Raw genomic sequence first — 21,450 nt, forward strand, 5'->3', positions numbered from 1 at the left:
CAATTAAATTTATGTAAGAGGTGCTAAAAGCAACATTTCATATTATCCATAGTTTAATCGCTTGTTCAGCCAGCGTCATCCCGTCAAGCAAGGGCATGGGGCATTGGGAGGTGTGGGAGGTGTGGGAAGAAATCTTTCCCCCCACACTCCCCCTGCCTCCCCTGCTCCCTCTGCTCCCTCATCTCCCCACTCCCTACTCCCCACTACGAGGATGAGCATTTTCAATATGCTCAATTAAGCTTTCAGCCATTTCAACAGCGACGATAATCAATTGTTGTTCCATTTTTCCATAGCCTCCCTCGTCGCTGACTTGAGCATAAATGTGGGGGTTGGATAGCATTGCAGCTAGCAGTTGCGATGCAGTTTGTTTCAATTCATAGACTTGTAGGTTCACACCTCTACTCCCTCCAGTCCAATGGCGGTTCAATTACAGTCTGCTGGGATTTGCCAGCACGCACTCCTGGTTTATCAACAATTTTTACTGTGCTTGCTTGCAGTCCTTCTTCACCTTGCTCTACACAAAAATGGACACCAGTACCAATTTCTAACCGTTGAAACTCGTTATGTAGCACACTATTACAGTGGAAGTAAATTTCCTGTCCATCGAAGGTTTTAAGGAAGCCATAGCCCCGATCGCGAAATAATTTGGTGACAAATGCCCTTGTATCCTGGGCTGCTTCATTGCTCAAATTCTTATTACTGTGATGTTGGCGCTGGGTGAGTTTGACAAGTTGCCCACAAGCCGCATCAAAGGCATCTCTAATTACCACATCTAGTGGCTGATAGTGCTTCCCCTCGTCGGGATTACTTTCTGCTACTAGTTCGTGGCCAGGAGGTACGGTGATATCAATTCTAACTCTATAAGGAGAACCACTGCGGGGGCGATCGTGTATCTTTTCAATTGCGATGTGGCAACTATTTATGTAATTGCAAATATGTTCTAGCTTGGCAATTTTTTGATTGATTAAAGCAGCGATCGCATCAGTTTTCTCTAGATTGCGATAGGTAATTTCTGGTGTAACTTTCATTTGAAAATTGGGAATCAGGAACTGGGAAGCGGAGGGGCAAAGGGGAGAATAATAACTCCTTAGTCAACACTCCCCTCAGCCAGTAAATAATGGTTGACCATTCGCGGCTTTTATGAGTAATTCTCGGACTTCTTCATCTGTAGTCTGAGGAAAGTTTTCGTACCAAAGACCAACGCTGTAGAAAGGGTTGGGTGTGGAGACGCAAGCGATTTGGTCTACTTCGGATTCTAACTGTTGACAAGTTTCACGCGCGGCTACGGGCACAGCAATTACAATTGCAGCTGGTTGTTGTTTTCGCACAGCCACAGTAGCAGCCCACATACTTGCACCTGTAGCTAAACCATCATCTACCAAAATAACCACGCGTCCGCGTAAGTCTCTTAAGGGGCGCTCACCTCGATAAAGCTGTTCCCGTCGCTCTAACTCTCGTTCTTCTTGCACTGCCACCCTAGCAATTACTTCGTCGGAGATGTTCACCGAGTTGATAATGTGTTTGTTGAGTATCCGCACACCACCAGAAGCGATCGCTCCCATTGCTAGTTCTTCTTGATCGGGTACACCCAATTTACGTACCACCAAAATATCTAAGGGAGCATTTAAGGCTTTAGCAACCTCAAAGGCAACGGGTACGCCACCCCTTGGTAACCCTAAAACTACAACATCTGAGCGATTAGCATAGGCAGCTAACTCTTTAGCTAAAAGTTGACCTGCAAACCTCCTATCTTTGAATAGCATGGTGTAACACCCCTTATGAATTTACAAAAATTTCAAGTAGTTATACGCATTCGTCCTTCGCTACCTGCCTCAAACAACGGATCGAATTCTGATGGCAATTGAGAGCGAATATCATCGATCTCGCCTCTGCTAATCGCTTCACTCAATACCTCAATAACCACACGGGCATGATGAACAGCGTCTGGAAGCTCTACACTTTCTCTTTGACTGACTCGCTCAAAAAATTCATTAATAGAGAAACGTTCTCCAGCACCTGCATATTCATGTCGCATATATTCTGCAATCCCTCTTGGCAGTTGAGCAGCGGCATTGAAAGGCTCTCCTCCAGCTAACCGTTCCGCTAGCGTCTCCAGAGTCGCGCGGGTTGCGAGTTCCGCATCACCACGTGAACTGAGACGGGCACGATTTTGCACCTGTCCAATAAACTCATCGTGTTGCATTTTCCCTCCAGATCGTGCATGACTTGTTATAGTCTGACCTTCTGAGCCGATCTTAGAAAGCTAAAAATGCCGTGTCCTCTGACTAACGGGGCGACATCTTCAATCTACAGTTCTATCAAACGGATGACTCACACTACATTTCTCAAAATCTTGGCAACTAGGAGCAGCTAGCTGTGAGCCTTTAGCTGTGTATGGGTATCAGATTCCGTGAAATACTATAAACCAAGGGAGGAAGATTTTTCTATTTGAATAAGCTACAAATTAAGGGGCACAGCTAGCTATGCCCCTGGTCAATTGCTATCAATTTTCTCCCACTTGCCAATGTTGATTATTAGATTTATTCTGAGTATATATTTTAACTAAATCTTCAATATAACTTACTTAATAACTCCTAGATCCGAAAATTTATAGAGGATAGAGTAATCATGGAACTGCTAATTTTAGGCTTTTCCCGTTTTATTTAATCAAATATTGATGTTTTCTTCACATTATCCCTGAATTATAAATTTGCGAAAATTCACAATATTCTTATTATTTGAAGCAAGTATAAAATTATGTTAAAATTCGTTTGATAAATATCATCCTAATTATGCTTTAACACTTTTGAGTCAAAATCAATAGGGTAGAATAACTGAATAACGATCAGCTATTTTTAATATCAAAGCAGGATTTTTAGAAATGATCGGCTTAACTAATTCGGAAAACACTACAGTTAGCAGCACAGCAGCCACTAAGAGGCTGGCAAGAGCAATGATGGTTTCTGCTGGAGAGTTTTCACTGATTTTAGCGTGTTGTAACTGTGTTGAAAGACAACAGCAAGTCCTGAATTTGTTAACAGAATTTTCATCAGCAGACATCCCGGAAATCCTGCTTACACCTGCCGCTGATACGTTGTACACGCCTATTGCCAATACAATTGGTGCTACTCAACCCGAAGCTTTGATAGTACGGGGCTTAGAATCTGTAGTGGCAATTAATCAACTAATCATCAGTACCAACATCATGCGAGATGAGTTTCGCAAACAGTTTAAGTTTCCCTTGGTGTTGTGGGTTAATGACGAAATTCTTTGCAAGCTAGTCTGGTTAGCACCCGATTTCAAAGATTGGGCATCTACTACTATTAGATTTGATGTACCTAATAATCAGTTAGTTCAACCTGAACAACAAGCGATTAGAGCCTAACCTTTTTGAGAAACATAGGGAGTAGAGAGGCGATTAATTACCTCTGTACGGGAATAATGAGTGGGAGTTGGTTACTGCCCTTGGGCTGCTCTCGAAAAATAGAAATGTTTCTTTACATTCAGAGGCAATGCGATCGCATCCGACTAACGTCAAGTCGTGTTTGAGAAACCTATACGCCCGTCAGAAAGCTTAAGGCAGGGTAAAGTTCAGGAACAAAGAATCATTACATTAGCGTCTGTGTCTTTATATCTGCCTCAAAAGACAAAAATTAAGCTAATCCCAACTAGTGAAGTTCTGGGAATATACAGTTTTTTGTCCTGAGTCACAGGATATTATTTATTAGTTTTATAACTATTGACTAATAGCAGTATATTAGTATGAAGATCATGGTGAAAACTTGTTTTAGCACGAATCAAGCACGAATTTTTACGGCTTTGCTTTTGACTGGTATTTTATCTGTTACCAGCGGTTTAACACTCATCAAAGGCGCCACAGCGGGTTCTGCAAATTTCTCACTAGAAACGAGTAATGAGGTTTCTAAAGACAATATTAAATCAAATCGCTTGCCGCGTCCAGTAGCTAACGCGGTACTGCAAGATTTAGCTCGCAGACAGGGAATTTCGACTAGAGAACTGAAAATTACTAACTATAGTCAACAGACTTGGGGTAATGGTTGTTTGGGATTACCTCAACCGGATGAAGGCTGCACCGAAGCGTTAGTTACTGGTTGGCGGGTTGTGGTATCTAATGGCAAACAAAATTGGATTTATCATACTACTAACGATGGGCGATCGCTACGTTTAGCCTCGCCAAATACTCCTTCAGATAAATTACCCACATCTGTAAAAAATGCTGTTTTGCAGGTAGCATCTAGACGTTTGCAACAGCTGATTTCTCAGCTAACGATTGTTGAGTCTCAACAGCAAACTTGGAAAAATGGCTGTTTAGAATTAGCTAGTGCTGATGAATTCTGTACCCAAGCCTTGGTACCAGGCTGGCGGGTAGTTGTTGGTGGACGGGAACAAACTTTGGTTTATCATACAAATCAAACAGGTTCGATAGTTAGGCTGAATGAAAAGGCTAACCAAAGTACACTGACACCTGTGCAAATTCCAGTCAGCGACTTACCACCACCCTTGGATCGAGATGTAGTATTTCGGCAAATCTCCAGTGGGGGTTTTGCTGGTAGAACTTACGAGACTATTTTACTCAAAAATGGGCAATTGATTCGCGTGCGGATTGGTGATGCGAATGATTCTGAACGTAGTGTTCGCCGTGTTTCTGTACAACAGGTGCGACAATTTTTGCGATCGCTAGAACGCTATAAATTTACTCAATTCCGCAATCTCAGTTATCCAGCACCAAGCGGTGCTGCTGACTTTATCACCTACACTTTCACAAGCCAAAAAAATACAGTTCAGTACAACGATATTTCTCAAAATAATCTGCCAAGCAATTTACAACTAGTAGTTAAAGCTTGGAATCAGATTACAGCTAGCGCTCAATAATGGCGACTCTTTACTGGGGAGATGGGGAGATGGGGAACAGGGGAAAAGGTTAAAGGTTAAAGGGAAAAGGAATAAATTTAATCTTTCCCCTTTTCCCCTTACCCCTTTCCCTTTTCCCATGCCCCCTTGTCCTCTTCTCATACCCCATGCCCAATGCCTCATATTGGACATACAATCGAAACGATAATTCGATCGCACTTGTGGTAGATGATGAAAAAACTTGTAAAGTGGTGTGTTGGGTTTTGGAATATTCGCCAAGGTAGAAAGTCAGCGTTATTTCTCCTGATGGCTACCTTAAGCGTGGTAGCTACGGTGATGTTATCGTTGCCGTTAAACGCTCAAACTATTCCTCAGAAATTACCGACGCATGAGTTAAGGGGAGTTTGGTTAACGAATATTGATAGTGATGTGTTATTTGAGCGCGATCGCCTTAAGGGATCTTTACAACGCCTGAGTGAACTCAATTTTAACACCGTATACCCGGCGGTTTGGAATTGGGGGTATACATTGTATCCTAGCAAAGTTGCAGCGAAAGTAATTGGACGAGCGATCGATCCCACACCAGGACTGCGAGGGCGAGATATGCTCAAAGAAATTGTGGATGTGGGACACCAAAAAAGGTTAACAGTCATTCCCTGGTTTGAATTTGGCTTTATGGCACCAGCGGATTCCCTACTGGCTAAAAATCATCTCCAATGGCTGACTAGTCGCAGTGATGGGACGCGGATTGTCAAAGAAGGCACACATAATCGGGTTTGGTTAAATCCTTTTCGCCCAGAAGTGCAACAATTCATCCAAGATTTAATCGTTGAAATTGTTAGAAATTATGATATCGATGGCATTCAATTTGATGACCATTTTGGTTTACCTTCAGAATTAGGATACGATGCTTATACAGTGGCACTTTATAAAAAAGAACACCGTGGTAAAGCTCCGTCTAAAAATTCTAAAGATCCAGAATGGGTACGTTGGAGAGCTAACAAAATCACCGACTTTATGAAGCGGGTATTTATAGCAATCAAAGCTACTAAAAAAGATTGTATCGTTTCTGTTGCACCCAATCCTCAGCGTTTTTCTTACGAATACTTTTTAGCAGACTGGCAGAAGTGGGAACGGATGGGAATTGTTGAAGATTTGGTTTTACAAATTTATCGGGATGATTTGAATGTTTTTGTGAGTGAATTAGAATATCCAGAAGTGAAAGCTGCAAAGAGTCATATTCCGGTGAGTATCGGCATTTTAGCTGGATTAAAAAATAGATCTATACCCATGCAACAAATTCAGACACAAGTGCAAAAAGTACGCGATCGCAACTTTGCTGGAGTCTCTTTCTTTTTCTATGAAACTCTCTGGAACATGAGCAAAGAAAAGCCCCTAGATCGTCAAACCAGTTTCCAGAAAATTTTCCCCACACCAACGACTTATCCGAATATACTTGCAGATTGGAAACCATAAAGTTAATTTTTATCAGAATCTGTCGGTGAACATATCGCTTAATTTAGGTGAGGTTCATCGACAATTACTTAAGAATTTTTCATGTGTTTTTAACTAGCTTGCTGTCCAAACCGTCTTTGTAATTCAGCCTCTGCTTCCTCAATTGTCATTGGCAATTGATTTGGAGATTGGGCACGTCTCCTATCTATGTAGATATGGAATGCTTCATCATCATTGCGATGCTCCAAAATATAAGCTTTTAGCTGCTCTAAAGGCATTTGTTGAAAGTTAGGTTTTGTCATAACCAAAGAATTTTTCCAGTCGGTGTGATCTCAACTTCTATTGAATTATTGGCCAAAATATAAACATTTCTGGTGCGCTCGTCCAATCTCACAAGGTCTATTTGTTTATAAACCCTGGTAAGTTGAGCGCACACTCGAATTGCGGATATTGCTTGTTTGGGTGTAGGCTCCATAAGCACTATCCTATTCCCAAGCGTCCAGCCAAGCCAGGAGTCAGAGGTAAAAGAGTAGTAATCATCAAGAATAGAGCCAAAAGACCCAAAGCGGCTCTAGCATCGTCGGGTTCAGTGATTTCATTCAAGCTGGGGCGTTCTAAATCTCGTTGCAAGAAGAAAATCACGAACGCCCAGTACATAGCCAGAACATTACCGAGAGACACTAGCACCAGTAAAATTAAAGTTGCTACAGTTGCTCGTCCTGCGGTTTTGCGTCCATAAATCGCCTGGACAATACGGCCGCCATCTAGTTGTCCTGCGGGCATTAAGTTCAAAGCGGTAATTACTAACCCTAGCCAACCAATCACCACTAAGGGATGAACGCTTACCAAAGACGACTGCAAGGCGGAACCAAGGACAACTCGCGCCAAGCTTCCCACCAAAATTGACCCTTGGAAAAACTGATTTGGCAATTGAAATAAGCTACCAGGGTGGGAAAGCAGCAAGCCAGTAATCAGCATTACCAAAGAAACGATACCACCTGCGGCTGGCCCTGCCAAGGCGATATCAAATAATACTTTGCGGTTGGGTAATAAAGATTCAAAGCGGGTAATTGCACCAAAGGAACCAATTTGCACAGCAGGTAGAAAAAACGGCCAGCTCAGGCGGATTTGGTGACGGCGAGCAAGTACCCAATGACCGATTTCGTGAGCTACTAGAATCGCAAATATGCCGGCAGCTATGGGCAAAGCTTCTGTGAACCTTGCAGGACTAGTAAAGAAATCAAAATTCAGCAGTAATCCCGCAGCTTCTAAATTTGTGGCTATGGTGGCTACCAAGAGAATACCTGCAAAAGCTTTTTGCGATAACTGCATTGGTCGGGGATCGTTGCGACTGGGCAGAACAATAACTACTGGTCTGCCATCTGTATTTTCCACTAAAAACAAGCGATAGCGATCGCCAAGCCGTTCTCGCAAACTTACACTCAAACGGTTGTGAATTTCTTCTGGTTCTCCCCGCAGATTACCTTTAAAAATCGCTCCATCCTGGTAAGGGATCGTTTCTGTGGCGAAAAAAGTATCAATACCGAAAATACCTTTAATTGCATTCAAGTCATCTTCTGGTATCGGTGGAATCTGGGGTTTGAGTTCTATTACTGTTGGTTGTGGCGAATTTTCTTCAGGTGAGGATTGGGCGGCGAGTCTTTCGGTTGCCCGCTGCTTGAGTATGGCATCTTGTCCAGCTGCCCGTAACTGGCTGCCTAAGTAGATGTACAATCCAGCAGAAGTCACCACTAAGAACAATATACCTGCTATGTTGATGTAAATTCCTGCGGCAAATAATCCAAAAAACAGTAGCCACGGAGTCATCAACACCACCGACTGTAACCAAGCCAAGATTCCTAGCTTGCCAAAAGGTCTAGCGCGATAAAAGCCCCAACCCAAAATGCCTAAAGCTACTAGCAGAATTGCCGCCAGGATAGAAGTTTCTGATAAAGTAGACATCTCCAAACCTTTGCTATTGAGACTAAGCCAGAACAAGTCCGGTATTGCAGACACACTTATTAATGTATAACGTCGCCCGTCTTCTGCCCAAATTATCCGCCTTGGCGTTTTGCAATACAACCTGATGAATGCTACGCTACAGTATCCAGGAAATTGTATCTTGATTTGTGGAGGGGATAATTATGGCTCTGCAAGTATGTTCCGGCGCAACGCTCAAGTGTAGCTTTGGGCTTACACCAAGTTCGTTGGTAGTTCTGCCCATCAATCGGGTATTGACCGGTACGCCAGATGCGAACATTTTGGATAATAAGCCAATGGTGAATATCATGCCTTTTGGTATGTGTTCGTCTTTAGCCAATCCAGCGGTTGCATCCGCCACAGCAGCTGCTTCGGGTGTATTGACGCCTATGCCTTGTGTGCCTGTGATCCCCGCGCCTTGGGCGCCTGGTTCGCCCACCGTTTTGATCGCTAACAGCCCAGCACTGAATAATACATCTAAATTGATGTGTGCGTGGGCGGGTGTGATTGAGGTGGTCTATCCTGGTCAATCAACAGTATTTATTCCCTAAAAGAATTTTAGATTTTAGATTTTAGATTGACCCATACTTTCTAATACGGTATGGAAACTATAAGACTAGTATTTGATTTTTGAAATTACTCGTAGAGGCAGGGAACAGGCAATAGGCAATAGGCAATACTGAAGAAGGGGATTAGAAGTGTACGGATTTTTTTCAGAAATCAAACCGGATTCCTATATTCCTTTTTTGAAGAAGTTCATACACTCAAAGCACTGCAAAACTATGTTGTATAGCAACTTTCTTTCTAAGTATTTCCTACATAACTTAAAGTTTTAGAATAGGCGATGTCTACGACGGGCTACGCCTACGCACTTCATAAAGCGATCGCAATTTGAGGATATCCTGCCATTCTAGATCGGTAAATGGTTGGGTGACTAATTCTATACCAAAGTACTGTTTTGCCGTCTCTGTCAGATTATCCACAATCTTAACAATCCAGCTATCCTGTTCTTGTATGCTACAAAGCGAGGTATTCCAGGGAGCCGGTTGCTCAAAGATTTCTTCAAATAAACCTTTATCTGTAGATAAAATCATCGAGCCGTGTTGCAGAATGGTATTTCTTCCCTTGCGTTGGGCGCTACCAATAAATTTACTTCCATCGGCGGTAACTAAGTCTGCGGCTGTTGCTGTGTTGAAGCAACTGGGATTATGAATGTAACCCCGTCCGGCAGAACCATAATCTAATTCAATACCTAACGTTTGCCAGCCTTGGATCAAAAAGTTACAGATGTTTTCATAAATAGCCCAGCTTTTTCCAGTACTCGCTCTTGTAATCAGGGCATAGGTTAAGTCTCCTTGATGGAGAACAGCTCTACCTCCCGTTGGCCGACGAACTAGATCGAGTTCCTGTCCCTGGTAGATTAGATTATGCCACTGGGCAGGCCATTGTTTTTGCAGATGTCCCAAGGAAAGCGCATTGGGACACCAACTATAAAAACGCAAGGTAGGCGGATGCTGTCCGTTTTCGCATTGCTTAAACAACCAAGCATCGATCGCCATTTGTACTCCTCCTGATGTTTGAAGCATGGGAATGAAACGCCAGGTGGATGATGACTTAGTTACTAGTTGCCTCATAGGTTTCGGACTTTAAAGATTTATTGACATCCTAATATCAGTATTTAATAATACTTTTGTTTCAAATTATAAGAAGAATCTGTCCATGAATTTAATCAAAATGCTCGGTCAGTACGCGATCCGTTCCGTGATCGCTCTGGTACTGACTATGGCTTTATTTGTTACCAACCTATTCTGGCCAGCCGCGAGTGAAGCGATCGCTCAGGCCCTACCTGTACAGACCAACCACCCACAAAGCAATCAGTCTTGGCTAACCGGCGTTCTCCAACTAGCCTTTGCCGACATTCCTAGCAACCTGAAATATACCAAGGAGCATATATGGGTTCGGGTTGAAGGCAACATTGCTACACTGGGCATTACTAATTATGCAGCGAGGCAGCTCGGTGAGGTTGTATTCGTAGAATTGCCAAAGGTTGGCCGCGTTTTCGACCAGGACGACGAATTAGGTACTATCGAATCGGTTAAAGCAGTATCAGAGGTCTTTGCTCCCCTAAAAGGCGAAGTTGTAGAGGTCAACCAGGCAGTTTCTGATGACCCAGAACTACTCAATGAAGACCCCTATAGCGAAGGTTGGTTGGTAAAAATCAAGTTTAGCGATTCCTCTGCGCTTAATGCCTTGCTCTCTGACCAGAAATACGATGAGTTCATAAAATCAGAAGAGGCCTAGAAGTCCAGGGCTAACTCCCTCGTCAGACAATTTTAGATTTTAGATTTACCCCACGGATAAATCCAAAATTGAAAATCTAAAATTCGTTGGTGAGAAAATCAAATAATTGATGTGCCATTTCTAATTTAGAACAAGGTGCGATCGCTAGCTGCCGCCCATGTATATCTAAAAATATCGCTTGATTGCGATCGCTGCCAAAACCACTATCTGGTTTGTCGATAGGATTAGCGACGATCGCATCTAATTTTTTCTTCTGTAATTTTTCTAATGCAGGATTGACAATATCTCCAGTTTGTGCAGCGAAGCCAACTAATATTTGATGCGACTGTTTGAGTTGTCCTAATTGGGCGACTATATCGGGTACGGCTTCCAAGGGTAAAGCTTGGGGGAGCGATCGCTTGGGCAATTTTTCTATACTATAATCTCTGGGCTTGACATCTGCCACGGCTGCTGACATGACAATGATATCAGCGTTGGCTAAATATTCCACCATAGCATGGTGCATTTGGTCTGCACTAATGACAGGAATTGCTTGTACTCCCAATGGTAGTTCCCAATTAGCTGGAGTATGCACCAGAGTTACCCTTGCGCCTCGGTGGAGTGCTGCCTGGGCTAGGGCTAATCCCATTTTACCTGTGGAAGGATTGCCAAGAAATCTTACTGGGTCGAGATATTCTCGCGTTCCCCCAGCACTGATTAAAACTCGTTTCCCGACTAAATCTCGTTTGCCTTCGGTGTGTAACAGTGATTGAATGTAAGCTAGAATTTCTGGGGGTTCTGCCATCCTCCCAGCACCAACGCGATCGCAAGCTAATAAACCTGATGCTGTATTCATCCCATGATATCGGCTATCTATTAATAGCTGTTGCCAATTTCGTTGCACCGATAGTTGTTCCCACATATCCGTATTCATCGCTGGTGCTAACAGCACGGGACAAGTAGAAGCCAGCACAGTATTTGTGAGTAAATTATCAGCCATGCCGTAGGCTAACTTCGCTAATGTATTAGCCGTCAAGGGAGCAATTACCATCGCATCTGCCCATTCACCCAACTCAATATGCAACGGACGAGAGTGAGTTGCTTGCCAAAAATCATTATCTGTGTATGCTTGATGGCGAGATAGGGTTGCGACAGTCAAAGGCGTGATAAATTCCTGTGCCGAACGGGTGAGGATGACTCGCACTTCCACCCCAGTTTTAAACAGCGTCGAAATCAACTCACAGACTTTATAGGCGGCGATACCGCCACCTATACCAATAAGAACCCTGTTCAATTTTGGATTTTGGGTCGCACCTTTAGTGCGCTCGAAGCGCAAGTTGGATTTTGGATTTAAGGAAGATTGCATTGGTACTTTCGGATTAAGCAAGTGATACATTAACCCTGATAACTTCTGATTTTAGCCACTCAACCCAATCTAAAATCTAAAAATGCTACGCTTCATCGTAGGGTTCTAAGTCTAACAGATAAATGTAGGGTTCCACTAACTCTGGACGCTGAAATGCGATCGCTCGTAGTAGATGCCAATCATTTAAACCCTCAAAAGCATTACTGTAGTTATCCAGTTCTAGACGTGTAGCTAACTGTTCCACTTCTGCCGCAGTCATGGCAGCAATTTCTTTCTTGGAAATGCTTAGAGTTGTCATAATGCTTGCCCCTCCCTTATGCAGCATTCGCCTTCAGCATGGGTGAAGTTGCGTTATTTTGCAGCCTCCCAATATATATTACTCACTAGAGGTCATTGATTTCGTGAAATTTTTCCGCATTTATACCAGAAATTATAAAAAAATCGTAATCTTGACTAAGCAATTGTCTTGACAACGAATTTCCGTAGCACGTTTAACGTTTGTGGATCTATTTCATGCCCCGTGTCAAATTCGTGATATTCCACCGCCACTTCTAAAGACTCTAGAGTTTCTCGTGCCTTTGACGCTGCTTTTAGTGGCACAGCTTCATCATATCTCCCGTGGGAAATTAAAGTCGGGGAAATTTCACCTTTCGCGGCTGTTACGGCATCAGGATGTAAATACCCGCTCATAACAACTAAACCTGCTAGGGGCAATTTCGATCCTACATCTAAAGTCATTGCCCCACCTTGAGAAAACCCACTCAAAATAGTCCGTGACAAAGGCACGCCAGTATTGCTTTCTATAGATTGCAAAAAATCTATTAGCAGTTGCCGACTTTGTGCCAACCCTTCGTACATATTTTCTGCCCTCAAGTCATACCATGCCCTCCCTATAGGAGAATAGGGATAAGGAAAAGGTGCATTGGGTAATACAAATTGGTAATTGGGTAAGTCAAGCAAAGGCAACAAAGATGCTACATCTTCAGCATTAGCACCCCAACCATGCAAAGTGACAATTAAACCTGCGGGCGGTTGAGAATTGGCTGTGGGAACGTTAATAAATTGTAAAGACAGAGGTCTACTCCTAAAACATAACTCTTTTAGTAGATCCTATCTCTTGAAGTAAACTTCCACCTTATTAGCTAAATTTTTTACCAAGGTACTGATTGACCAAGATGAAAAAAGCCACCACTAGGTCCATCGTCAGGGAATATTGCTAACTCAACGCCAGTTTTTGCCCCTTCGGCGATATCTATCATTGCGCCTTCACCACCTAATTCAGTTTTCACCCAACCTGGATGAGCGCTATTAATCTTTACTGGAGTATTGCGTAACTCATGGGCTAAATGGATGGTAAAGGCGTTGACTGCTGCCTTAGAAGCATTGTAAGCAAATGGTTTAGAGTCATAAATTGGTGAATTAGGAGTAGCATGAAGTGTCAATGAGCCTTCAATACTAGAGATATTGACAATTCGACCGCTAGGACTTTTTAAAATTAACGGTAGCAGTACTTGAGTCAGTTCAACTAAGCCAAAAAAGTTGGTATTAAATGTCTGACGAATAATGTCTATTGAAACAGAACTGGCATTACTGGTTAACCAGTCGTCATCCAAAAATACACCTGCATTATTAATCAAAATATCGAGCTTACCAAAAGAATCGCTAATCTGTTGAAAAGCAGACTGAATTTGACTACTGTTAGTTACATCAAGAGCGATCGCTTCTGCTGAGACTCCTTGATCGTGCAAGTTACTAGCTACCGTTTTTGCTGCTTCTAAATTCCGGGCTGCGATCAAAATCGTCAATCCATGTTGTCCCAATTGGCGACTCATCTCCAATCCTATACCCTTATTTGCACCAGTAATCAAGGCTACTTTATTCTTGAGTTCACTATTTCCTACCATTAGCCACTCCTTTGAATTGAGAATCTATGATGCATTTAACAACAGTATGTTTAAGCTCTGTTTAAATGCTCTCACAAAGTTTCAGGTAAGAAAACCTAGAAAAAAGGCTAGGTTTCCTTGCCTGAAAATCATCTGGCTAGAGAATGAAAATTTAATGTTTTGAGAAATATTCTTGCTTAGTAGCACAAGTTAATGGTAAAGGTTGAGAATACCAAATTTATTGCAAAAACTTCCTAGTAAGTATTAAGGTGGAGGACTGAAGATTGAAAACTTTACCATTGCTGAAAGTTTCAGCGTTAGCTCTAGCTTTAACACTCGGCTGGGGAATCGGGATAGCTGTAGACGCCCAAACAAAAACGCTGGTAATTTATTCAGGGAGAGAGCAAAAACTGATTGGGCCTTTAATCGAAAAAGCTAAAAAAGACCTGAACAAAGATATCCAAGTACGTTATGGCGATACTGCGGAATTAGCAATCGCTCTTTTAGAAGAAGGCAAAAATAGCCGTGCAGACTTGTTTTTCGCTCAAGACGCTGGTGCTTTAGGCACTTTAGAGAAAAAACAACTGACATTACCAATTGCCCCGAAATTGCTGAACAAAGTTGATTCTCGTTTTCGTTCTAGCAAAGGTCATTGGGTCGGAATTTCCGGACGTGCCCGTGTAATTGACTACAACACCAAGCTAGTCAAACAAAGCGAATTACCAACATCAATTTCGCAGTTAACACAACCAAAATGGCGCGGTAAAGTCGGTTGGGCACCAACTAACGGTTCATTTCAGTCATTTGTCACCGCCATGCGAGTCATAGATGGAGACCAAAAGACTCTACAATGGCTCAAAGATATGAAAGCAAATGCTGTCAAAGATTACGGTAAAAATTCGGCGATCGTTGAAGCTTTGGGACGCGGAGAAATTCATCTTGGTTTGGTAAACAATTACTACTTGTATCGTTTCAAAAAAGACGATCCTAACTTCCCTGTTGCTCATCACTACACCAAAAAAGATGCAGGATCAATAATTAATGTGGCAGGGGTAGCAATTACAAATACAACTGACCAAAAAGCTGATGCGGAAGCCTTAATTGATTACCTGCTCAAACAGAGTTCCCAAAATTACTTTGCTCAAGAAACTAACGAATATCCTTTAGTAAAAGGAATTTCAGCACCATCAAAACAGGTGCCAATTAGCAAACTCAATCCACCAAATGTTAGCCTGACAGACTTAGATGATTTGCCAGGAACATTGAATTTATTGCAGCAGGCAGGAGTTTTGTAACAGTTGAAAGCGGTTAGACCTCCCTTATTTCTCACATTAGCCGCAGCAGTAGTGGCAGTTGCGATCGCTGTGCCACTACTGTATTTAGTAATTCGTACCACAGGCATTGGCGGGGAACAATTATGGCAATTAATTTCTCGTCCCCGCAATGTCATGGTTTTTTTCAACAGTGCGGCGATGGCAGCGACGGTAACATTATTTTCCGCCTTAATTGCCATACCCTTAGCATTTTTAACAGTACGGACAGACTTACCAGGAAGACGTTTTTGGTTAGTAGCGACAACATTACCCTTAGCAGTTCCTAGTTATGTAGGCAGTTTTGCGCTGATTGCAACTTTGGCACCACGGGGCAGCTTTTTACAGTTGTTGTTGCAACCATTGGGAGTAGAAGAATTACCTTCTATTTATGGTTTTCCTGGAACAGTTTTGGCAATTACTTTGTTTACCTATCCCTACATGCTGCTGAGTGTACGTTCAGCCTTACAAGGTATTGACCCATCTTTGGAAGAAGCAGCTAGGAGTTTGGGTTATGGTAGCAGAGAAACCTTTTTGCGGGTAGTTTTGCCGCAGTTGAAACCATCAATAATTGCAGGTGGATTATTAGTTGCTTTGTATGCTTTGCGGGACTTTGGTACACCTTCATTGATGCGGTTTGATGCCTTTACAACAGCAATTTTCTTGCAATACAAAGCTAGTTTTAATCGCAACTCAGCCGCAGCTTTATCATTGATGTTAGTAATACTAGTATTGGTGATTTTGTGGTTAGAATATCGAATGCGATCGCGTGCTGCATATTATAGTCGTGGTTCCGCTTCCCTGCGTCCACCAAAAATTGCCAAACTAGGAATTTGGAAATGGCCAGCCTTCGGTTTTTGTCTGCTAATTACTAGCTTCGGTGTAGTTTTGCCAGTAGGCATTACCCTATTTTGGTTGATTCGTGGATTTAACAGTGGTTACACTTTCCCCAACTTACTCCCCAACGTTCTCAACTCCATTGGCGCAGCTGGACTAGCAGCTTTAGCTACTACCATCTTTGCCCTACCAGTTGCAATTTTAGCAGTTAGATTTCCCAATAAAATCACCGCTATAATTGAACGTTGTTCTTATATAGGTTTTGGAGTTCCAGGAATTGTAGTTGCTTTATCTCTAGTATTTTTTGGTGCCAACTATTTGCCAGTGCTGTACCAAACATTACCCATGTTGATATTTGCATATTTAGTCTTATTCTTACCACAATCAGTGGGAACAGTCCGCAGTTCACTTTTACAATTAAATCCCCAAATAGAAGAATCAGCACGTAGCTTAGGTAGGAATCCTTGGCAAACTTTAAGAGAAGTAACCCTACCATTAGTACAACCGGGAATTTTAAGTGGTGCAGTGCTAGTATTTTTGACAGCAATTAAAGAACTACCCGCTACTATACTATTAGCACCCATCGGATTTACCACCTTAGCGATGCAAATTTGGCAAGCCACAGAAAATGTAGATTTTGCCGACGCAGCCGCGTCCTCTCTAGCCATGTTGCTAGTTTCCATAGGTTCAACCTTATTAGTCTTATCTCAAGAAAACATCAAAAAAGAGAAAATTATCAATCAAACGCAAATACAAACAAAACTTTAGATTTAGATATCTTGCAGAAATATTTTTTATCTCACGCAAAGGCAAGGCAGCGCGTGAGACTAAATTTATACTTTTAATCAGCAACGCCAAAATCTCTTTTCTAACCCCTCTTTTATGCAACAAGTAATTCTCCACTTACAGAATGTCACCAAGCAGTTTACAGAAAATTATTTTCCTGCTGTAGATAACATATCTTTGACATTGCAACAAGGAGATATATTAGGATTGCTCGGCCCATCTGGTTGTGGTAAAACTACGCTGTTGCGATTGATTGCCGGGTTTGAGCGTCTGCAAATAGGAGAAATTAAAATTGGAGAAAAAATAGTTTGTAATACTTCTATTTGTATCCCAGCCGAACAGCGCGACATCGGCATTGTTTTTCAAGATTATGCACTCTTTCCCCATCTCAATGTGGCAGAAAATGTGGGCTTTGGGCTGAAACATTTTCCTAAACAACAAATACAAAAACGTGTAGCCGAAGTCATTGCTTTGGTCAGACTCGAAGGCTTAGAAAAGCGTTACCCTTATGAACTTTCAGGTGGACAGCAGCAAAGAGTTGCCCTGGCGCGTGCTTTGGCACCCCAACCCCAACTCATGCTTTTAGATGAACCCTTGAGCAATCTTGATATCCAAGTTAGATTACGATTGCGCGAAGAAGTGCGAGATATTCTCAAAGCCGCAGGTACTTCAGCTATTTTTGTTACCCACGACCAAGAAGAAGCATTAGCGATTTCAGATATAGTAGGTGTCATGCGCCAAGGACACTTAGAACAACTAGGCACACCAGAAGAAATTTATACTCATCCAGCATCAAGATTTGTCGCCGAATTTGTCACCCAAGCAAATTTCCTTCCTGCCCGTCGTCAAGGTAATTTATGGGAAACAGAAATCGGCAGTTTTGAGTTAGCGGCAAATGACACCGAAGACGCTGGCGAAATCATGATTCGCCAAGAAGATTTTATCTTAAAGCCAGCCAATGATGCGCCTGTAGTCATTCGCACCCGACGGTTTTTAGGACGCGAATACCAATATTGTTTACAAACTCCCTCTGGTAAACAACTCTATGCTCGAACGATGACTGATACAGCCTTATCTGTAGGTACACGAGTGCAGATATCTATAGCAAGTGATACTGGACAGGTTTTTTCGTGATAAATTAAGATTTATGCCTTCAACTTAAATAGCCTCTGCTTGAGACATATGACCGCAATTGTGCTGGTGCTTTCATATCTTTAATTGATAAATACCGCAAAAACACGGTTACACTCATTAGGCATTTCGATCCAAACTGCACTCATCCAATTTATTAGGGTGCATTTATGACCACTCCTGCAATGCCGATTACCCAAGTGAATCAGGAGAGATCAAAACAACCAGCGCTTGAGTCGCAAGAAACTACTTTAGCTGCAACAGATAAAGATTTGTTGATTTTAGCCGAAAAATTTTTAGAGTTTGAAATTCCCGCAACAGTTTTTTTGCAAGCTATGGCTATTGGGGCTTACGACTGTGCAGCTGCTTTTCGCTACACTGATAACTATTTGAATAACCTCAAAAATAAGAATCAGCACCAAAATTTATTTTGGTTAGAGTCTTTGACTGCTTTTGAAAATAATTGAGGTGTATTTTCTGTTCTCTACGAGAGAATGCACCAAGGAGACGCTCCGCGAACGTAGCGTTAGCGACGTGAGGAGCGTCACCATTAAGGACTGCTGTAGACATAGCTTTGACTCTTAAATAATAAATCAAACGATAAATCTGATTCTTTCGTTAACTTATTAACTAAGGTTTTTGTCAACACTAATTTAGGTGTGCTTACACTACTATTTGTTTGGGTCTTTTTTCTCCTTTTTGTCTTTGGGATCTTTTTTAGGTTTTTTAGCTTCTTTATTACTTTTTCTTTCCTTTGACATCACAGTTTCCCAAATAGGTTAATCAGTTAAAGCTTTCAGATTCTGCTGTCAGGAAATCAGGAGCTGAGTTACTTGATTTCCTTTGAAGGCAAAAAAGAAAGTATCAGACACGAATGCTACTAATTACCATCATAGGGTGTTGTTTGATTTTCTTCTTAAATTGATTAAATGCGACAAGATTGGGCTTTAATTAAGATTTATTTGTTCATTTTGACTGTCTAGTGTTTGCCCTGATACATCCGCAGCTAACCACATATCTACAACAGGTACTATATTTGCTCCCCTGCTTTACTCAAAGATTGAGTCTGAATCTACTTCCCACTCATGCTTTAGCAATTCTTGGTAGGTTGTTTCTCGAATCATCATCTGCTTATACAGCACCAGTAAAAACTCTTGGGCTTGTTCACGAGACATCTGCTGCACTTGGTCAGCAAAGATTCTAAGGCTAAATTCTTGTTCTAAAGATAATGTAATAGGCTGATTCATCGCAGGCTCCTGTGCCAAACTGGGTGAAAACTAAAAGGTTAATGCTGGCTATCTTAGTAAGAAGCTAAATACCTAGCTGTTGTGGGTCAGTCATACACTCATTGAGCAACAGGGCATTTTTTTCTTTAGCAGTGTAGTGCTTGAGTGTAAACTTATATTAATAAGTATAACAAAATATTTACAAAATTGAGGCGATCGCGCCATCTGGCACAGCAAATATGGACTTTTGGACGCACTTGAAGTGAACCAAGGCTTATGCAAAACTTGAGATCCTCCGCTTCCAGCCTACTTTTAAGGAATTGATCAATGGCGCGTCTAGCACTGCTGAGTGTATCTAACAAAACTGGTTTAATTGACCTAGCCCGTAGCTTGGTTGAAGAATTCGACTTTGATTTAATCAGCAGTGGGGGAACAGCCCAGGCACTCAAAGATGCTGGACTCCCAGTTACCAAAGTTGCTGATTATACAGGTTCTCCAGAAATTTTAGGTGGTCGAGTTAAAACGCTGCATCCCCGAATTCACGGCGGAATTTTGGCACGCCGGGATGTTCCCCAAGATATTACAGATTTAGAAAATAACCAAATTCGCCCGATTGATTTAGTAGTGGTAAATCTTTATCCTTTTGAAGAAACTATTGCTAAACCAGGGGTGACATTAGCTGAAGCTGTTGAACAGATTGATATCGGTGGCCCTGCAATGTTGCGGGCATCATCGAAAAACTTTGCCCATCTGACTGTATTATGCGATCCAGGACAATATAACGAGTATTTAGAGGAATTGCGGCAAAATAACGGCGTAGCATCCTTAGAATTTCGCCAAAAGGCAGCATTAAAAGGATTTTCGCACACTGCTAGTTACGATCAAGCGATCGCATCTTACCTCGCAGGTACACAAAACTACAACCTCAGCGGCACACAATTACAATCTCTGCGTTACGGCGAAAACCCCCACCAGCCTGCTGCTTGGTATCAAACTGGTACTACGCCAACGGGATGGGTAGCCGCTACGAAACTCCAAGGCAAAGAACTGAGTTACAATAACTTGGTTGATTTGGAAGCTGCACGCCGAATTATTGCAGAATTCAGTGATACCCCAGCAGCAACGATTATTAAACATACAAATCCCTGTGGTACGGCGCTGGGAAGTACTATTTCAGAAGCTTACGAAAAAGCTTTCAACGCTGATTCAACTTCTGCCTTTGGTGGAATTGTGGCACTCAACCGTCCCATAGATGCGGCTACAGCCAGCGAATTAACTAAAACATTTTTAGAATGTGTGGTTGCACCAGCTTGTGAAGGGGAAGCCCAAGAAATTTTAGCCAAGAAATCTAACGTGCGGGTTTTAATTTTACCAGATTTGAGCAGTGGACCTCAACAAACAGTAAAAGCGATCGCAGGTGGTTTTCTCGTTCAAACTAGCGATGACATCATTGCTGATACTAGTCAATGGCAAGTGGTGACCGAACGTCAACCCACCGCCGATGAGTTGGCAGAATTACTGTTTGCCTGGAAGGTTTGCAAACACGTGAAATCCAATGCCATCGTTGTGACAAGCGATCGGACTACACTAGGAGTAGGCGCTGGTCAAATGAACCGCGTCGGCTCAGTGAAAATTGCCCTAGAACAAGCCGGAGAAAAAGCCAAAGGCGCAACTCTCGCCAGCGATGGCTTTTTCCCCTTCGATGATTCAGTCAAAACAGCCGCAGCAGCAGGAATTACAGCCATTGTCCAACCAGGGGGAAGTGTGCGCGATAAAGATTCTATCAAAGCTGCTAACGACCTGGGTTTAGTAATGGTCTTAACTGGTGTACGTCACTTTTTACACTAACTTCTGGGCTGTAACCTGGTGCAGTTTTAAAAGTGTCACTCAAAATACTTGCTCTTTGATAAAGGCAGTGATATCTTTTAGTTGTGTGTGAGGAGCAAGTTAAAAATAAAAAGCGTTTGGGGTGGAAACACGGCAACACTCCCAGACGCTTTTTAATTTGTGTCTACAAAATTGGATTGGTTGTAATATGATGTCAGTTCAAATAAGCCTCATTGCCACTGTTCGCTCTTAGCGTTCCCGCAGCGTAGGGAAGCAATGACAAAAACCTTGTGATTGCGTCGTTTGACTTCGTTCCACTCGCAATGACATATTAAGGGTGATTTGCCGGACATCATAAATAAGACTTTAAAAAAATTGTTATTCAATATACTTGCCTTTTCATGGAAGTAGTGATATCTTTTAGTTGTGTGTGAGGAGCAAGTTAAGAATAAAAAGCGTCTGGGGTGGAAACACGGCAACACTCCCAGGCGCTTTTT

At 42.3% G+C, this 21,450-nt stretch carries 23 protein-coding genes; 10 read left to right on the forward strand and 13 right to left on the reverse strand.

Translation table 11 applies throughout. The annotated features are described in order from the left end of the window. Nucleotides 1–193: 193 nt before the first annotated feature. From ACM0OY_RS15240 to ACM0OY_RS15255, 4 genes are all read right to left on the reverse strand, one after another. Nucleotides 194–394, reverse strand: coding sequence for a hypothetical protein (locus tag ACM0OY_RS15240; protein WP_414569681.1), 201 nt, complete (start codon nt 392–394; stop codon nt 194–196). A gap of 4 nt (nt 395–398) precedes the next feature. Beyond that, nucleotides 399–1,028 carry an HPF/RaiA family ribosome-associated protein gene (locus ACM0OY_RS15245; protein ID WP_414569682.1) on the reverse strand — a complete coding sequence of 210 codons (630 nt, stop codon included), beginning with the start codon at nt 1,026–1,028 and terminating at the stop codon, nt 399–401. A gap of 75 nt (nt 1,029–1,103) precedes the next feature. Beyond that, nucleotides 1,104–1,763, reverse strand: coding sequence for a phosphoribosyltransferase (locus ACM0OY_RS15250; RefSeq protein WP_414569683.1), 660 nt, complete (start codon nt 1,761–1,763; stop codon nt 1,104–1,106). 32 nt (nt 1,764–1,795) lie between these two features. Further along, complete coding sequence (locus ACM0OY_RS15255; protein WP_414569684.1) at nt 1,796–2,203, reverse strand: DUF2267 domain-containing protein; 408 nt, start codon at nt 2,201–2,203, stop codon at nt 1,796–1,798. Nucleotides 2,204–2,881: 678 nt separating this feature from the next. Between ACM0OY_RS15255 and ACM0OY_RS15260 the strand changes: the two genes are divergently transcribed. The 3 genes from ACM0OY_RS15260 to ACM0OY_RS15270 all read left to right on the forward strand — a co-directional run bounded on the left by ACM0OY_RS15260 (nt 2,882) and on the right by ACM0OY_RS15270 (nt 6,348). Further along, nucleotides 2,882–3,385 carry a hypothetical protein gene (locus ACM0OY_RS15260; RefSeq protein ID WP_414569685.1) on the forward strand — a complete coding sequence of 168 codons (504 nt, stop codon included), beginning with the start codon at nt 2,882–2,884 and terminating at the stop codon, nt 3,383–3,385. 377 nt (nt 3,386–3,762) lie between these two features. Next, nucleotides 3,763–4,893: a hypothetical protein gene (locus ACM0OY_RS15265; RefSeq protein ID WP_414569686.1), complete on the forward strand. Its 1,131-nt coding sequence runs from the start codon at nt 3,763–3,765 to the stop codon at nt 4,891–4,893. 210 nt (nt 4,894–5,103) lie between these two features. After that, on the forward strand, nt 5,104–6,348 hold the full coding sequence (locus ACM0OY_RS15270) for a glycoside hydrolase family 10 protein (protein ID WP_414569738.1): 1,245 nt from the start codon (nt 5,104–5,106) through the stop codon (nt 6,346–6,348). An 89-nt stretch (nt 6,349–6,437) separates the two neighbouring features. Here the strand turns inward: ACM0OY_RS15270 and ACM0OY_RS15275 are convergent, their stop codons facing one another. Genes ACM0OY_RS15275 through ACM0OY_RS15285 form a run of 3 tightly spaced genes read right to left on the reverse strand, consistent with a single transcriptional unit; the run spans nt 6,438 to nt 8,289 of the window. Further along, nucleotides 6,438–6,629 (reverse strand): DUF6887 family protein, encoded by a 192-nt coding sequence (locus ACM0OY_RS15275; RefSeq protein WP_414569687.1) that lies wholly within the window; start codon nt 6,627–6,629, stop codon nt 6,438–6,440. Then, complete coding sequence (locus ACM0OY_RS15280; RefSeq protein WP_414569688.1) at nt 6,626–6,802, reverse strand: DUF6888 family protein; 177 nt, start codon at nt 6,800–6,802, stop codon at nt 6,626–6,628. Before ACM0OY_RS15280 ends, ACM0OY_RS15275 begins: the two co-directional genes overlap by 4 nt. Before the next feature lie 5 nt (nt 6,803–6,807). Next, nucleotides 6,808–8,289 (reverse strand): site-2 protease family protein, encoded by a 1,482-nt coding sequence (locus ACM0OY_RS15285; RefSeq protein ID WP_414569689.1) that lies wholly within the window; start codon nt 8,287–8,289, stop codon nt 6,808–6,810. 182 nt (nt 8,290–8,471) lie between these two features. On the opposite strand from ACM0OY_RS15285, the gene ACM0OY_RS15290 reads away from it, so the two are divergent. Then, the gene (locus tag ACM0OY_RS15290; RefSeq protein WP_414569690.1) at nt 8,472–8,858 is read left to right on the forward strand and encodes a DUF4280 domain-containing protein; all 387 of its coding nucleotides are present in this window, start codon (nt 8,472–8,474) and stop codon (nt 8,856–8,858) included. A gap of 297 nt (nt 8,859–9,155) precedes the next feature. Here ACM0OY_RS15290 and ACM0OY_RS15295 read toward each other — a convergent pair whose 3' ends face one another. Continuing rightward, the gene (locus tag ACM0OY_RS15295; RefSeq protein ID WP_414569691.1) at nt 9,156–9,941 is read right to left on the reverse strand and encodes a lipoate--protein ligase family protein; all 786 of its coding nucleotides are present in this window, start codon (nt 9,939–9,941) and stop codon (nt 9,156–9,158) included. A gap of 85 nt (nt 9,942–10,026) precedes the next feature. On the opposite strand from ACM0OY_RS15295, the gene gcvH reads away from it, so the two are divergent. Then, complete coding sequence (gcvH, locus tag ACM0OY_RS15300; protein ID WP_414569692.1) at nt 10,027–10,608, forward strand: glycine cleavage system protein GcvH; 582 nt, start codon at nt 10,027–10,029, stop codon at nt 10,606–10,608. A gap of 76 nt (nt 10,609–10,684) precedes the next feature. Here the strand turns inward: gcvH and coaBC are convergent, their stop codons facing one another. The 4 genes from coaBC to ACM0OY_RS15320 form a co-directional block, all read right to left on the reverse strand. Next, nucleotides 10,685–11,953, reverse strand: coding sequence for a bifunctional phosphopantothenoylcysteine decarboxylase/phosphopantothenate--cysteine ligase CoaBC (gene coaBC / locus ACM0OY_RS15305; protein WP_414569693.1), 1,269 nt, complete (start codon nt 11,951–11,953; stop codon nt 10,685–10,687). Nucleotides 11,954–12,038: 85 nt separating this feature from the next. Beyond that, nucleotides 12,039–12,251: a DUF2555 domain-containing protein gene (locus ACM0OY_RS15310; RefSeq protein ID WP_414569694.1), complete on the reverse strand. Its 213-nt coding sequence runs from the start codon at nt 12,249–12,251 to the stop codon at nt 12,039–12,041. Between the two features lie 155 nt (nt 12,252–12,406). Further along, the gene (locus ACM0OY_RS15315) at nt 12,407–13,027 is read right to left on the reverse strand and encodes an alpha/beta hydrolase (protein ID WP_414569739.1); all 621 of its coding nucleotides are present in this window, start codon (nt 13,025–13,027) and stop codon (nt 12,407–12,409) included. Nucleotides 13,028–13,104: 77 nt separating this feature from the next. Further along, nucleotides 13,105–13,857, reverse strand: coding sequence for an SDR family oxidoreductase (locus tag ACM0OY_RS15320; RefSeq protein ID WP_414569695.1), 753 nt, complete (start codon nt 13,855–13,857; stop codon nt 13,105–13,107). 263 nt (nt 13,858–14,120) lie between these two features. On the opposite strand from ACM0OY_RS15320, the gene ACM0OY_RS15325 reads away from it, so the two are divergent. The 4 genes from ACM0OY_RS15325 to ACM0OY_RS15340 all read left to right on the forward strand — a co-directional run bounded on the left by ACM0OY_RS15325 (nt 14,121) and on the right by ACM0OY_RS15340 (nt 18,367). Beyond that, nucleotides 14,121–15,131, forward strand: coding sequence for an iron ABC transporter substrate-binding protein (locus ACM0OY_RS15325; RefSeq protein ID WP_414569696.1), 1,011 nt, complete (start codon nt 14,121–14,123; stop codon nt 15,129–15,131). Nucleotides 15,132–15,134: 3 nt separating this feature from the next. Continuing rightward, nucleotides 15,135–16,751 carry an ABC transporter permease gene (locus ACM0OY_RS15330; protein WP_414569697.1) on the forward strand — a complete coding sequence of 539 codons (1,617 nt, stop codon included), beginning with the start codon at nt 15,135–15,137 and terminating at the stop codon, nt 16,749–16,751. 114 nt (nt 16,752–16,865) lie between these two features. Continuing rightward, on the forward strand, nt 16,866–17,903 hold the full coding sequence (locus tag ACM0OY_RS15335) for an ABC transporter ATP-binding protein (protein ID WP_414569698.1): 1,038 nt from the start codon (nt 16,866–16,868) through the stop codon (nt 17,901–17,903). A 167-nt stretch (nt 17,904–18,070) separates the two neighbouring features. Beyond that, entirely contained in the window at nt 18,071–18,367 is a 297-nt protein-coding gene (locus tag ACM0OY_RS15340) for a hypothetical protein (protein ID WP_414569699.1), read from the forward strand. A 582-nt stretch (nt 18,368–18,949) separates the two neighbouring features. Here ACM0OY_RS15340 and ACM0OY_RS15345 read toward each other — a convergent pair. After that, complete coding sequence (locus ACM0OY_RS15345; protein WP_414569700.1) at nt 18,950–19,147, reverse strand: NblA/ycf18 family protein; 198 nt, start codon at nt 19,145–19,147, stop codon at nt 18,950–18,952. Between the two features lie 306 nt (nt 19,148–19,453). Between ACM0OY_RS15345 and purH the strand changes: the two genes are divergently transcribed. Further along, on the forward strand, nt 19,454–20,974 hold the full coding sequence (purH, locus tag ACM0OY_RS15350; protein ID WP_414569701.1) for a bifunctional phosphoribosylaminoimidazolecarboxamide formyltransferase/IMP cyclohydrolase: 1,521 nt from the start codon (nt 19,454–19,456) through the stop codon (nt 20,972–20,974). Nucleotides 20,975–21,450 lie beyond the last annotated feature (476 nt).

Origin of the sequence: Nostoc sp. CCY 9925 (assembly GCF_963920935.1) — a bacterium.
Classification (GTDB): domain Bacteria; phylum Cyanobacteriota; class Cyanobacteriia; order Cyanobacteriales; family Nostocaceae; genus Nostoc.